The 16074-nt window shown below is 42.2% G+C and carries 9 protein-coding genes; 8 read left to right on the top strand and 1 reads right to left on the bottom strand.

Annotated features, from left to right (window positions below):
* Nucleotides 1-84: 84 nt before the first annotated feature.
* The 7 genes from AC59IL_RS32125 (at nt 85) to AC59IL_RS32095 (ending at nt 14497) form a co-directional block, all read left to right on the top strand.
* Nucleotides 85-9660 carry a hypothetical protein gene (locus AC59IL_RS32125; protein ID WP_496556353.1) on the top strand — a complete coding sequence of 3192 codons (9576 nt, stop codon included), beginning with the start codon at nt 85-87 and terminating at the stop codon, nt 9658-9660.
* 11 nt (nt 9661-9671) lie between these two features.
* Entirely contained in the window at nt 9672-10685 is a 1014-nt protein-coding gene (locus AC59IL_RS32120) for a PorP/SprF family type IX secretion system membrane protein (protein WP_496556352.1), read from the top strand.
* Between the two features lie 242 nt (nt 10686-10927).
* Nucleotides 10928-11230 carry a hypothetical protein gene (locus AC59IL_RS32115; RefSeq protein ID WP_496556351.1) on the top strand — a complete coding sequence of 101 codons (303 nt, stop codon included), beginning with the start codon at nt 10928-10930 and terminating at the stop codon, nt 11228-11230.
* A 144-nt stretch (nt 11231-11374) separates the two neighbouring features.
* On the top strand, nt 11375-11635 hold the full coding sequence (locus tag AC59IL_RS32110; RefSeq protein ID WP_496556350.1) for a hypothetical protein: 261 nt from the start codon (nt 11375-11377) through the stop codon (nt 11633-11635).
* A 235-nt stretch (nt 11636-11870) separates the two neighbouring features.
* Nucleotides 11871-12146, top strand: coding sequence for an ArsR/SmtB family transcription factor (locus AC59IL_RS32105; RefSeq protein WP_496556349.1), 276 nt, complete (start codon nt 11871-11873; stop codon nt 12144-12146).
* A gap of 79 nt (nt 12147-12225) precedes the next feature.
* Nucleotides 12226-13413, top strand: a complete 1188-nt coding sequence (locus tag AC59IL_RS32100) for an MFS transporter (RefSeq protein ID WP_496556348.1) — start codon at nt 12226-12228, stop codon at nt 13411-13413.
* 151 nt (nt 13414-13564) lie between these two features.
* Entirely contained in the window at nt 13565-14497 is a 933-nt protein-coding gene (locus AC59IL_RS32095; protein WP_496556347.1) for a DNRLRE domain-containing protein, read from the top strand.
* A 72-nt stretch (nt 14498-14569) separates the two neighbouring features.
* On the opposite strand, the gene AC59IL_RS32090 is transcribed toward AC59IL_RS32095, so the two are convergent.
* The gene (locus AC59IL_RS32090; RefSeq protein WP_496556346.1) at nt 14570-14932 is read right to left on the bottom strand and encodes a nuclear transport factor 2 family protein; all 363 of its coding nucleotides are present in this window, start codon (nt 14930-14932) and stop codon (nt 14570-14572) included.
* 83 nt (nt 14933-15015) lie between these two features.
* Between AC59IL_RS32090 and AC59IL_RS32085 the strand changes: the two genes are divergently transcribed.
* Complete coding sequence (locus AC59IL_RS32085) at nt 15016-15888, top strand: MBL fold metallo-hydrolase (protein WP_496556345.1); 873 nt, start codon at nt 15016-15018, stop codon at nt 15886-15888.
* Nucleotides 15889-16074: the final 186 nt, after the last annotated feature.

The raw sequence follows: 16074 nt of genomic DNA, 5'->3' as shown, positions 1-16074 counted from the left end.
GGTTGTGACTCGATTGTTACGCTGACCCTGAACGTCAATGCAATCCTGACCGGTTCTGAGACTAAAACAATCTGTAACAACCAGTTGCCATATACCTGGAACGGAAATGTGTATAATGCCGCTGGAACTTATAAGGATACTTTGACAAGTGTTGCCGGTTGTGACTCGATTGTTACGCTGACCCTGAACGTCAATGCAACACTGACCGGTTCTGAGACTGTAACAATCTGTAATAATCAGATGCCATATTTGTGGAACGGCAACACCTACAATGCAGCAGGTACTTATAAGGATACACTGACGAGCGCTGCCGGTTGTGATTCTATCGTGACATTAACCTTGAATGTCAATGCAACCCTGATCGGTTCTGAGACAGTGACAATCTGTAATAATCAGTTGCCATACTTGTGGAACGGCAACACCTATAATGCCGCCGGCACTTATAAGGATACCCTGACCAGTGCCGCCGGTTGTGATTCAATCGTTACGCTGACGCTGAATGTCAATGCAGCTATAACCAGTTCGCAGACTGTGACTATCTGTAACAACCAATTGCCGTACATCTGGAATGGCAACATCTACAATGCCGCCGGAACTTATAAAGACACGCTGACTAGCTCCGCTGGTTGTGATTCAATAGTTACGCTGATGCTGAATGTCAATACATCTGTGACTGGTTCACAAACAGTAACAATCTGTAACAGCCAATTGCCTTATACCTGGAACGGTAATGTGTATAATGTAGCCGGAACTTATAAAGATACTTTGATCAGTGTCGCTGGTTGTGATTCGATCGTTACATTAATCTTGAATGTAAATGCAACTCTGATCGGTTCTGAGACAGTAACTATCTGTAATAATCAGTTACCATACTTGTGGAACGGCAACACCTATAATGCCGCCGGCACTTATAAGGATACCCTGACCAGTGCCGCCGGTTGTGATTCAATCGTTACGCTGACGCTGAATGTCAATGCAGCTATAGCCAGTTCGCAGACTGTGACTATCTGTAACAACCAATTACCGTACATCTGGAATGGTAATACGTATAATGCCGCCGGAGCTTATAAGGATACACTGACAAGTGTTGCCGGTTGTGACTCGATTGTTACGCTGACCCTGAACGTCAATGCAACTCTGATCGGTTCTGAGACAGTAACGATCTGTAACAATCAGTTGCCCTATACCTGGAACGGTAATGTATACAATGCCGCCGGAACTTATAAAGATACTTTGATCAGCGCCGCTGGTTGTGATTCAATTGTTACGCTGACCCTGAACGTCAATGGAATCCTGACCGGTTCTGAGACAGTAACGATCTGTAACAATCAGTTGCCATATACCTGGAACGGAAATGTGTATAATGTAGCCGGAACTTATAAAGATACTTTAATCAGTGTCGCTGGTTGCGATTCTATCGTGACTTTAACCTTGAATGTAAATGCAAAACTGATCGGTTCTGAAACAGTTACGATCTGTAATAATCAGTTGCCATACTTGTGGAACGGCAATACATATAATGTAGCCGGTACTTACAAAGACACGCTGATAAGCGTTGCTGGTTGTGATTCAATCGTTACGCTGACTCTGAATGTAAGTGCCGCAGTAACCGGATCGCAAACAGTAACGATCTGTAATAATCAGTTGCCCTACACCTGGAATGGCAACACCTACAATGCAGCAGGTATTTATAAGGATACACTGACGAGCGCTGCCGGTTGTGATTCAATCGTGACATTAACCTTGAATGTAAATGCAATCCTGACCGGTTTTGAGACAGTAACGATCTGTAACAATCAGTTGCCCTATATCTGGAACGGTAATGTATACAATGCCGCCGGAACTTATACCGATATACTGATCAGTGTCGCTGGTTGCGATTCTATCGTGACATTAACCTTGAATGTCAACGCAACATTGACCGGTTCGGAGACAGTAACGATCTGTAACAATCAGTTGCCTTATGCCTGGAATGGTAATTTGTATAATGTAGCCGGAACTTATAAAGATACTTTGATCAGTGTCGCTGGTTGTGACTCGATTGTTACGCTGACTCTGAACGTCAATGCAACTCTGATCGGTTCTGAGACAGTAATGATCTGTAATAACCAGTTTCCATACATCTGGAATGGCAACACCTATAATGCCGCCGGAACTTATAAAGATACCCTGATCAGTGCTGCTGGTTGTGATTCACTCGTTACTCTTATTCTGAACGTAAACACAGTTGTGACTGGTTCCCAAAACGTAACGATCTGTAATAATCAATTGCCATACACCTGGAATGGTAATACGTATAATGCCGCCGGAACTTATAAAGACACGCTGACTAGCTCCGCTGGTTGTGATTCAATCGTAACCCTGATCCTGAATGTCAACGCCGCAATAGCCGGATCGCAAACGGTAACGATCTGTAATAATCAGTTGCCCTACACCTGGAATGGCAACACTTACAATGCAGCCGGTACTTATAAAGATACTCTGATCAGCGCTGCCGGTTGTGATTCAATTGTAACATTAACCCTGAACGTCAATGCAACACTGACCGGTTTTGAGACAGTAACGATCTGTATTAACCAGTTGCCATATTTGTGGAACGGCAAAACTTATAATGCTGCTGGTACTTATAAGGATACTTTGATCAGTGTCGCTGGTTGTGATTCAATCGTGACATTAACCTTGAATGTAAATGCCGCTGTGACTGGTTCACAAACAGTAACAATCTGTAACATCCAATTGCCATATTCGTGGAACGGCAACAGCTATAACGATGCCGGAACTTATAAAGATACATTGATGAGTGTCGCTGGTTGCGATTCTATCGTGACATTAACCTTGAATGTAAATGCAACACTGACCGGTTCTGAGACAGTAACAATCTGTAATAATCAGTTGCCATACTTGTGGAACGGCAACACCTATAATGCCGCCGGCACTTACAAAGACACGCTGATTAGTGTCTCCGGTTGCGATTCAATCATTACGCTGACATTGAATGTAAATGCTGCCGTCACCGGTTCGCAAACCGTGACTATCTGTAACAATCAATTGCCGTACCTCTGGAATGGCAACATTTACAATGCCGCCGGAACTTATAAAGACACGCTGACTAGCTCCGCTGGTTGTGATTCAATCGTTACGCTGACTTTGAATGTGAGTGCAGCTGTAACCGGCTCGCAGACAATAACCATCTGTAACAACCAATTGCCATATACCTGGAACGGAAATGTGTATAATGCAGCTGGAACTTATAAGGATACTTTGACAAGTGTTTCCGGTTGTGACTCGATTGTTACGCTGACCCTGAACGTCAATGCAATCCTGACCGGTTCTGAGACTAAGACAATCTGTAACAACCAGTTGCCATATACCTGGAACGGAAATGTGTATAATGCCGCTGGAACTTATAAGGATACTTTGACAAGTGTTTCCGGTTGTGACTCGATTGTTACGCTGACCCTGAATGTCAATGCAACCCTGATCGGTTCTGAGACAGTAACGATTTGTAATAATCAGTTGCCGTACATCTGGAATGGCAGCACCTATAATGCCGCTGGTACTTATAAGGACACGCTGACTAGTGCAGCTGGTTGCGATTCAATCGTTACGATGACATTGAATGTAAATGCGGCAGTAACCGGGTCACAAACAATAACCATCTGTAACAGCCAATTGCCTTATACATGGAATAGCAACACCTACAATGCCGCTGGCACTTACAAGGACACGTTGACTAACGCCGCTGGTTGTGATTCTATAGTTACGCTGACTCTGAATGTGAATACATCTGTGACTGGTTCGCAAACTGTTACAATTTGTACTAATCAATTGCCTTATATCTGGAATGGCAATACCTACCATGCTGCGGGAACTTATAAAGACACGCTGATCGGCGCTGCTGGTTGTGATTCAATCGTTACGTTGATACTGAATGTCAACGCAGCAGTGAGCGGTTCACAAAAAGTAACAATCTGTAACAATCAATTACCGTACATCTGGAATGGCAACACCTACAATGCTGCGGGTACTTATAAAGATACACTGACAAGTGCCTCCGGTTGTGATTCAATCGTTACGCTGATCCTGAATGTAAATGCAGCAGTTATCGGTTCGCAGGCAGTAACAATCTGTACCAACCAACTGCCATATGCCTGGAATGGTAATACGTATAATGTTGCAGGTACTTACAAAGACACGTTAATAAACGCCGCTGGTTGTGATTCGATCGTTACATTAATCTTGAATGTAAATGCAACACTGACCGGTTCTGAGACAGTAACAATCTGTAATAACCAGCTTCCATACCTCTGGAATGGCAATACCTATAATGCCGCCGGAACTTATAAAGATACTTTGATCAGTGCAGCCGGTTGTGATTCAATCGTGACATTAACCTTGAATGTAAATGCAACACTGACCGGTTCTGAGACTGTAACAATCTGTAATAATCAGTTGCCGTACAGCTGGAATGGTAACACCTACAATGCTGCGGGTACTTATAAAGATACCCTGACAAGCACCGGTGGTTGTGATTCTATAATGACTCTGATGCTGAATGTCAACGCTGCAGTGACTGGATCGCAGACTGTAACCATCTGTAACAGCCAGCTGCCATACTTATGGAATGGTAACACCTACAATGCCACCGGTACTTACAAAGACACTCTAATAAGCACCGCTGGTTGTGATTCAATCGCGACATTAACCTTGAATGTAAATGCAGCACTGACCGGTTCTGAGACTGTAACAATCTGTAATAATCAGTTGCCGTACAGCTGGAATGGTAACACCTACAATGCAGCAGGTACTTATAAGGATACACTGATGAGCGCTGCCGGTTGTGATTCAATCGTAACATTAACCTTGAATGTAATTGCAACCCTGACCGGTTCTGAGACAGTGACAATCTGTAATAATCAGTTGCCATACTTGTGGAACGGCAACACCTATAATGCCGCCGGCACTTACAAAGACACGCTGATTAGTGTCTCCGGTTGCGATTCTATCGTGATATTAACCTTGAATGCAAATGCAATACTGACTGGTTCTGAGACTGTGACTATCTGTAACAACCAATTACCGTACATCTGGAATGGTAATACGTATAATGCCGCCGGAGCTTATAAGGATACACTGACAAGTGTTGCCGGTTGTGACTCGATTGTTACGCTGACCCTGAACGTCAATGCAACTCTGATCGGTTCTGAGACAGTAACGATCTGTAACAATCAGTTGCCCTATACCTGGAACGGTAATGTATACAATGCCGCCGGAACTTATCAAGATACTTTGATCAGCGCCGCTGGTTGTGATTCGATTGTTACATTAACCTTAAATGTAAATGCAACACTGACCGGTTCTGAGACAGTAACAATCTGTAATAATCAGTTGCCATATTTGTGGAACGGCAACAGTTACAATGCCGCCGGAACTTATAAAGATACTTTGATCAGCGCTGCCGGTTGTGATTCAGTCGTTACCCTGATCCTGAATATAAATGCAGCTGTTATCGGTTCGCAGACAGTAACAATCTGTACCAACCAACTGCCATATACCTGGAATGGTAATACGTATAATGCCGCCGGAACTTATAAGGATACTTTGACAAGTGTTGCCGGTTGTGACTCGATTGTTACGCTGACCCTGAACGTCAATGCAACACTGACCGGTTCTGAGACAGTAACAATCTGTAATAATCAGTTGCCATATTTGTGGAACGGCAACACCTACAATGCAGCAGGTACTTATAAGGATACACTGACGAGCGCTGCCGGTTGTGATTCAATCGTAACATTAACCTTGAATGTCAATGCAACCCTGATCGGTTCTGAGACAGTGACAATCTGTAATAATCAGTTGCCATACTTGTGGAACGGCAACACCTATAATGCCGCCGGCACTTACAAAGACACGCTGATTAGTGTCTCCGGTTGCGATTCTATCGTGACATTAACCTTGAATGTCAATGCAACACTGATCGGTTCTGAGACAGTGACAATCTGTAATAATCAGTTGCCATACTTGTGGAACGGCAACACCTATAATGCCGCCGGCACTTACAAAGACACACTGATTAGTGTCTCCGGTTGCGATTCTATCGTGACATTAACCTTGAATGTCAATGCAACACTGACCGGTTCTGAAACAGTAACGATTTGTAACAACCAACTGCCATACTTGTGGAATGGTAACAGTTATAATGCCGCCGGAACTTATAAAGATACTTTGATCAGTGCTGCTGGTTGTGATTCAATCGTTGCATTAACCTTGAATGTAAATGCAACACTGACCGGTTCTGAGACAGTAACAATCTGTAACAATCAGTTGCCCTATACCTGGAACGGAAATGTGTATAATGCCGCCGGAACTTATAAGGATACTTTGACAAGTGTTGCCGGTTGTGACTCGATTGTTACGCTGACTCTGAACGTCAATGCAACTCTGATCGGTTCTGAGACAGTAATGATCTGTAATAACCAGTTTCCATACATCTGGAATGGCAACACCTATAATGCCGCCGGAACTTATAAAGATACCCTGATCAGTGCTGCTGGTTGTGATTCAATCGTGACTTTAACCTTGAATGTAAATGCAATCCTAACCGGTACTGAGGCTATAACAATCTGTAACAATCAGTTGCCTTATGCCTGGAACGGTAATTTGTATAATGTAGCCGGAACTTATAAAGATACTTTGATCAGTGTCGCTGGTTGTGACTCAATCGTAACATTAATCTTAACCGTAAGTAGCATATTGACTGATACCACTAGAACCACTATCTGCACCAACCAATTACCATACACCTGGAGCGGTAACCAATACAACGCAGCAGGTACTTATAATGATACTCTGACCAGCACCGGCGGTTGTGATTCGATAGCAACATTAATCTTAACTGTAAATAATGTATTAACTGATACCACCAGAACCACCATCTGCGCTAACCAATTACCATACACATGGAACGGTAACCAATACAATGCCGCAGGCACCTTTGCAGATACATTAACAAGCACGGGCGGATGTGATTCGATATCAACGCTAATCCTGACCGTAAATAATATTCTGACCTTTACGACCAGAACCACCATCTGCGTCAATCAATTACCATACACCTGGAGCGGTAACCAATACAACGCAGCAGGTACTTATAATGATACTCTGACCAGCACCGGCGGTTGCGATTCGATAACAACATTAATCTTAACTGTAAATAATGTATTAACCGATACCACCAGAACAACCATCTGTACTAATCAATTACCATACACCTGGAGCGGTACCCAATACAACGCAGCAGGTACTTATAATGATACTCTGACCAGCACCAGCGGTTGTGACTCGATAGCAACATTAATCTTAACTGTAAATAATGTATTAACTGATACCACCAGAACAACCATTTGCATTAACCAATTACCATACACATGGAACGGTAACCAATACAATGCCGCAGGCACCTTTGCAGATACATTAACAAGCACAGGCGGATGTGATTCGATATCAACGCTAATCCTGACTGTAAATAATATTCTGACCAATACCACCAGAACCACCATCTGCGTCAATCAACTACCATACACCTGGAACGGCAACCAATACAACGCAGCAGGCTCTTATGCCGATACCCTGACCAGCGCCGGCGGTTGTGACTCGATAGCAACATTAATCTTAACTGTAAATAATATACTGACCGACACCACCAGAACTAACATCTGCGTCAACCAGTTGCCATACACATGGAACGGTAACCAATACAACGCCGCGGGTACTTATGCCGATACATTAACAAGCACCGGTGGTTGTGATTCGATATCAACGCTGATCCTGACTGTAAATAACGTACTGACCGACACTACCAGAACCACCATCTGCGCCAATCAATTACCATACACATGGAACGGCAACCAATACAATGCAGCAGGTACTTATGCCGATACATTAACAAGCGCTGGTGGTTGTGACTCGATAGCAACACTGATTCTGACAGTAAATAACATATTGACCGACACCACCAGAACCACCATCTGCGTCAACCAATTGCCATACACATGGAACGGTAACCAATACAATGCCGCAGGTACTTATGCCGATACATTAACAAGCGCTGGTGGTTGCGATTCGATTGCAACACTTATCCTGACCGTAAATAACATACTGACTGGTACAACCACTGCCACCATCTGTAATAACCAACTTCCATACATCTGGAATGGTAATACTTATAATGTCGCCGGTACCTATAAGGATACCCTGACCAGCGCCGCCGGTTGCGATTCTATTGTAACATTAACGCTGAACGTTAACCCTGTACTTACCGGCACACAAACAATTACTATTTGTTCTAATCAATTACCATATACATGGAATGGTATCAGGTACACCCAGTCGGGCACCTATACGGCTAATCTGACCAGCATCGCCGGTTGTGACTCTATCGCTACATTGATTTTAACCGTTAAAACAGGCAGCTCAAAAACCGAAACCATATCAACCTGTGCAAACGTTTATACATTGCCCAATGGCGTAATAGCAACTGCCAGTGGGGTATATACCTCAACATTTACGGGGCAGTCGGGTTGCGATAGCGTGATCATTACCAACCTTACCCTGCAGGCTTCTCTAAAACTGGTTGTAAATAATCCGGCTCCTAACTGCAGTCAAACACCGGTTGATCTCACTGATTCGGCAGTTACAGCAGGCAGTGATCCGGATCTAAGCTACTCGTACTGGTCCGATGCAGCAGGTACAATTGCATTGGCTAACCCGGGTGCTGTAACAGTAAGCGGCACATATTATATTAAAGCAATTAATCAGGCCGGATGTATGAGTATTAAACCGGTTACTGCTCAAATTAATCAGGCGCCGTCAGCTACTATAACAGGCAGCACTACTTGCCGTGGAACAAAAGCTAATTTAATTATTACACTGAGCGGAAATGCGCCATTCACTATCGTATATACCGATGGAATCATCAGTCATATTATAAGTTCAATTACAACAAATACCTATCAGCTCGAAGTTTCGCCCACAACAACCACCACGTACACCATCAGAAGCGTATCGGATGCATATTGTTCAAATAATTCAATTCAGGCATCTGCTACAGTAACTGTAATTCAGGCTGCTTCGGGTATCAGGTACCAGGATATTGTTACAACGGCTAATCTGCCAACACCGTTGAAGGCGAGGGTGCTTGGTAATGATTATTCGTACCAGTGGGCTCCTGGAACAGGTTTGAGCAAGAACGACATTTTCAACCCTGTATTTAAATACGCGCAACGGATGGATTACCTCATTTATATAACTTCTGATGCAGGTTGTATTACGGTTGATACGCAGGTGGTAAAAGTGATTGCGCAGGGAACCATTAATGAGCCGCCCGATTTGTGGGTGCCCACTGCCTGGTCGCCACATAAAAAAGATGGTCATAACGACTACCTGTTCCCATTCACCCGCAACATCGTTGAACTCAGGTACTTCAGGGTGTTCGACAGATGGGGTCAACTGATGTTTGAAACGAACATATTAGGCTTTGGTTGGGATGGCATTTACAAGGGTGTACCGCAGGTTATGGATACCTATACCTGGACGGTAGAAGCGGTAGGAAATGATGGTACCGTATTCAAGAAAGCCGGCAATGCAATGTTGTTAAGATAAAAATGTGAATTATGAAACAGAAATTATCTTTTAAAATTGTTTTGTTACTGATCGGTTTTCCGGGTGTTATTATCGCCCAGGACCCGAGCTTTTCTCAGTTCTTTGCATCTCCTTTAAATATAAATCCGGCACTTACTGCCAATATCAACAGTAAATGGAGGCTGGTGACCAATTTCCGGGATCAGTGGATCGGGCCTGCAAGTCCGTATGCCACCGGAACGGTTTCTTATGATAGTAAGATCATGAAAGATAAACTGCCCGAAACAAACGTTTTGGGATTGGGTGGCATGCTTATGTACGATTATACCATGTCGGGTATCCACAAAAGTGTTTACGGCTCGCTGAATGTTTCGTACAATATAACGTTGTCTGACGATGTTGGCGACCACAGGCTCGGAATAGGAGTGGGGGGCATTTACGGAAGCAAGCGAATAGAATTTCACCGGCTTATATTCCCAGAACAATTTATGGGAAATGGGTTCGATACCAATCTGCCTACCGGTGAGGATGCACTGGTAAATATGAAACCTTATATTTCATCAAGTGCAGGTATAACTTATAGTTTCACTACCGACAGAACAAATGTTGATGTAGGAGTGGCCGCTTTTCACCTGAACGAGCCTAAGCAAACAGTGCTCGAAGACCCTCATCAGCGTTTGGCCATGCGAAAAGTGGTGCATGCCAATTTCGAAACTTATCTGAATGATAATATGCTGATCAATACCAATGGCATTTATCAGTATCAGTCAAAGGCCAGTTATTTTTCTATAGGTGGCGCATTAGGCCTTTTTTTGAACGAAACAGGTGAAGATCAGGTGTTATACCTCGGACTTTGGTATTGGTCGAACAATGCGGTGATTCCCTATATTGGGCTGCGGTATAAAACCATGCAGTTTGGATTATCGTACGATGTAACAGTTTCAAAGCTTAGCCAGGCCGAGCAAAAACCAAAAACATTCGAGCTGTCGTTTATATTACGGGGTGATGATCATAAAGATGGAGTTATCTGGTGCCCATGGAAATAAACAATGTAACAGTATTGGGTATGTGTTTCTTTAAAAAGTACAAAATAGTGCTATGCAGGGTAGCGCATGTACTTTTTTGTACAGAGATTATTACTTTTTTGTATAGAAATTGTACTTTTTTTTAGATATAAAATCTTCACTGCTAAGCGTTTGAGTCAACGCTTATGATTTCCGCCTTTTTCTCTTACTGCCTGCCGGTGATTTTCATACATATATTATCATTTTCTTTGATGGTAGATAATATGTTGAAAGATCATCGGTTAAATAAGGACCCGCGGTTCGCTGTTGTTGGCCATTTTATACAGAATGGACAGATAAAATCATTTGATGAGATATTCAATTATATCCCGAAATCTACCGTGCGTCTTGAGATAAAAACTAATAATGATCGCTTTACAAGGCTTATCAACCATCCGCTTCAGTTCAGGTTATTTGAGCTTTCGAAAATTGCAAAAGCCTGTGGTATCGAAACAAAGCTGCTTGTTAATCTGGCATTGCTTCACGAGGAGCCCAAAAAACATAAGCCTGATAAAAAAGCAAAGTAACAACTTGTGCTGTTTTAGTACTATAAAATTTAAAACAAAAAAAATTCATTTCGTGCAAATAAATATTCATAATGAACTAAAAAAGTGCAAAACGTACTATTTAAAGAAATAATCAGTATTTCTTTTTTTCTTTACATAATGAGCATGGATAAGCGATATGATAGTATTAAATTCATGATCGAGAGCGGACATATAACCGAATTCAGGGAAATATTCGATTATCTTCCCAAGAGCCTGTTAACAAAACATCTTCATACAAATAATCCACGTATGACGCGCCTGAAATCGAAAGTAGATGATTTGACTGTGCATGAAATCGTTAGCATCAGCTCACTGTTTAACGTTGATTATACCAAAATAACACGCATTGTTTTTACGCAGTATTTAAATGATAATAAAAAGTAGGTGAGTAATAAATCCCAACTAAACAGATTGCGTTAAGGCTCTGCTTCAGCCCATGGTGAATTCCCTGGAATACCCGGAGGAGAGTATGCCACCCTGTTTTATACAGGGTGGTTCTTTTTTTATACATCATAGTAATCATATGTTAAAAGCGGGTTGATTAAAATTTTGTAGAAAAAATATCGAAACATTTCGATGTATCTATTTATATTTGTGGCCGGCTTTAAAAAGGCCGGATATGGATAGTAAAAAATTCGAAAAAATATCCCGGGCATTAAGCGACCCGAACAGGATTGTAATTTTGCAAAAATTCAGGAAGAAACGCGATTGCCTGTATTGCGCAGAAATACATGAATTGCTCGATCTTGCCCAGCCTTCCGTATCACACCACTTAAAACAACTTACAGACGCCGACCTTCTTATACCTGAAAAAGAAGGCCGAAACCTCAAATACACCCTCAACAAAGAGGTGCTCGACGATTACATTGCCTTTCTCAGCGCCCTGAAAGGGTAGCCATTTCAACATGTTTTTTTGCACAGCCCAAAAGGCTGATGTGCCTTTTATTTATCGAAACATTTCAATATTTAAATGTATGAAGCGAACGATCTACATTCTGGCCCTTGGCGCTTTTGGCATTATTACTACCGAGTTTGGAATTATCGGTATCATGCCGGCTATTGCGAAGCACTTTCAGATATCTATTGATGCTGCAGGATGGTTATTAAGCGGCTTTGCATTGACTATTGCCCTTACCGGACCTTTTTCAGTATTACTAACTTCAAAATTTAATCGAAAATGGATGATGTGCCTTGTGCTGTTTATTTTTGTGCTTTCTAATATTTTATCTGCATTATCGCCCAACTTTGCCGTACTGATGATTGCACGCATACTTCCGGCTTTTTTACATCCGGTGTTTTGGGCGGTAGCCACAGTGGCTGCATCGAAACAGGTTGAACCGAAAGATGCTCCAAAAGCAGTATCAATAGTACTGGCAGGGCTAAGCGTAGCCACCGTTTTGGGTGTTCCTATAACTACCTATATGGCAGAGTTAATCAACTGGAAGGCTTCTTTTGTTTTATCAGGAATAATTAACCTGATTGCCTTTGCAGCACTGGCTGCGTTTGTTCCTTCGATGCCCGTTACCGATAAACAATCGTCGCAAAGCCAGCTGAAAATATTAGGCAAAGGGCAAATGTGGGTAAACCTTATTGCTACCATGATCATGATAGCCGGCATTTTCGCCACGTATAGTTACCTGGCCGAATATCTTGGAAAAGTGAGCAGCATGAACGGTAAACAAATTAGTGTAATGCTGCTGGTATTTGGTACTACCGGTATTGCAGGCAACTGGGTTACCGGTATTGCGTTAAGTAAAAATGTATTGCTTACTACCCGTTTGTTTTTGCTGTCGTTAATTGCGGTTCACCTGCTTGCTTTTGCCTTTGGCGGCTGGTTTATTCCTATGACTGCGATCATAGGCATCTGGGGATTTATTCATACAGGAGGTTTTTTAATTGGCCAAACGAGGTCAACGTCAGAAGCGCCGGAAGCGCCCGAACTGGCCGCCAGTTTAATGGTATCGTTTGGTAATGCCGGGGTAACGCTTGGTACATTTTTGGGTGGTATAATGATTACCCGTTTCGGTATTCATCACGTTATCTGGATAAGTATACTGCTGTTGATACTATCGCTTGCGCTTACTTTTGTATTCATCAGGCAGCGTGCTGTACAAAATGAACCGGTAGTCCAAATTCCCGAAGAATGCATGGTAGAAGTGTAAATTCGTATAAATACGATGCACGTCTATTGCCAAATCTGCACACTTATCGGCTAAAACTGCGCACTTATTAATTAATAATGATATAATTTCTATTTATCATAAAAGGATGATTTATTTGCATGTTGAAATTATTATAATTAATTGAAAAGTTATGCCCAGAAGAACACATGTACCCCTTTTTATTCTTGCTTTTTGCATTTCCATTGCAGGTTGCAAAAAAGACGATTTCGTTGAAAATAAAGTACCCGTAGCCGATGCCGGTTCTTCCAAAACAATTACCCTTCCCGATTCGACCGTTCTTACGGGAACGGGCAGTGATGCCGATGGTAAGGTGGTTGCTTATTTATGGAGCCAGGTTTCGGGCCCGGCTGCATCTTCAATTATTAATCCCGGTTCACCGTCAACTACCGTTAAATTCAACACAAAAGGAACCTACGTGTTTCAGTTAATGGTTACCGATGATAAAGGTGCCACAGGAGTTGACACTGTTTCCATTATTGTTAATCCCGGCACTGTAAAAACACTTACGCTGCAGCCTGCCAGTAACCCAAATGAATACGTATTGGCGGTTTATCAGGGTAATAACCAAAGTTGGGGGCCTCGCGTAGATATTCCGGTTATTGCCTGGACTATAGGTGGAGATCCTATTACGGAAAGGTTATTAATTAAATTTGATTTAAGCAGTATTCCTGCAAATGCAACTATCGTGAGCGCCAACCTTTATATGTATTCCTATCCATATCCTACCTTAAATGGTAATTTGAAGGATGCGAATTACGGTACAAATAATGCCATGTATGTGCAACAGGTAACTTCAAGCTGGTCAACCAGCACCGCCGGCTGGTATAACCAGCCCACAACTACAACAAGCAATCAGATTGTAGTGGCGCATACCAGTCAAACTGTTTTGGATTTAAATCTCGATGTAACCAATATGGTTAGTTCGATGGTTAACACAAATGCCAATTATGGTTTTATGATGAAACTGCAAAGCGAATCAATTTATACCAGCCGTATTTTTGTAGGAAGTGGTAATACCACCTATACCGACAAATTTCCCAAACTGGTTGTGGTTTATCAATAAAATTGAATAGCCTTAAAAAGAAAATGCCGGGGAGTAAACAACCCGGCATTTTTTTTCAGGAATGCGCTTAGGCTATTTTGGGGGCGCCTGCTCAAGTACCGGGCGCGGATCAAATATTACTTTAAATGAATCTATCCTGCCAGCCTGTATGTGATACCAGCCACAGGCAAAAATGGTTGCATTGCCCATGTTGATATCGTACCACAGGCATACATCATCGCCATCTGTAAAAGTTTTTTTAATATCATACTTTAACCGCATGCGTTCCATATCACTTAGGTATGCTTCTGCTCCGTTACACGTTCCTAAAACGCCAACAAACGAAAAATTGTCGGTTATATAATTACGGGCCGCTTTAAAATCTTCTGCGTTCAGCGATTGAATAAAGGAGTTTACTGTTTCGTTTGCCGGGATGGCATTTTTGGTGGTGATCATGGTTTTTCATTTAATTAACAATAAAAATTCAAATGAATTACACTAATTTTCATGCCAGCAAATAACTTTTTACAGCAATACCAATGCAACTCACTATTACGGGATATTCCACCGCACTTTTTTCGACCTGGTATTTTATTGAGGAACTGGGCCTTTTGTTCGATGCAGGGGAGGGGCTTACTACTACTTTGTTACAAAAGAGCAGAAAAATAAATCATGTTTTTATTTCTCATGCCGATCGCGATCATCTCACCGGCTTACTGCAGTTTAATCAGCTGAATGCCCGGCCGGGATTTCCTGTTATTCATTATCCGAAAGACAGCGGTTCGTTTCCGGCATTTAAGGAATTTTCAATGCGTTTTGATCCGCATGTATCCGGCACCATATGGAAACCGGTTTCGCCTGAAACCAATAGCCGGATCAAAGATGATATTTTGATACAGGCTATTTCCAATGGCCATGTTGTTGCCGATGCAAACAGTATTAAAAGCCTCAGCTATAAAGTTATTCAGTCAAAGCAAAAGCTAAAACCTGAATTAACGAAACTGCCCGGCGAAGCCATTAAACAAATCATTCAGGAGCAGGGGAAAGAAAATACACATGTTGAAGTAAGAACAACCTTGTTAAGTTATTCCGGCGACACACCGGTCGAAGACCCTGCCCGCTGGAACAATTCAAAAATACTGATACATGAAGCTACTTTTTTGCGCGAAGAAGGTACCGTTGATGCACATGGCAATAAACACAGTTATCTCGAAGAAGTGATCGAAATGGTTAGCGGCATTAAAATAGAAAAACTGATCTTAGGACATTTTTCATTGCGTTATTCTCACGAACAAATTGATCGCCGCATAAAAGACCTGTGCGAAAAGTATGCGATCAATATTCCCGTGTTCAGGATTTTGCCCGGAAAAGCAGTGACAGATATATTGAACAGTGAACAGATAAATAAATAACAATTACCAAATACGTTGTCGGACACGTCGCTCAGGACTTAAATTCTCAGCATTAAAAAGAGAAAAAGAGAAATCCCGGAGAAACCGGGAATAAATCCTTTTTCTCTTTCTCTTCCTGCAGCTCACAGTATAAATTTTGTATTTTATTAATTTAATCCCGATAATTGTATTCCTAAAAACAACAAC

It is taken from the genome of Niastella sp. sgz303648 (assembly GCF_059587045.1).
Note: the sequence above shows the minus strand (reverse complement) of the source record. Positions and strands in the feature narration are given on the sequence as shown.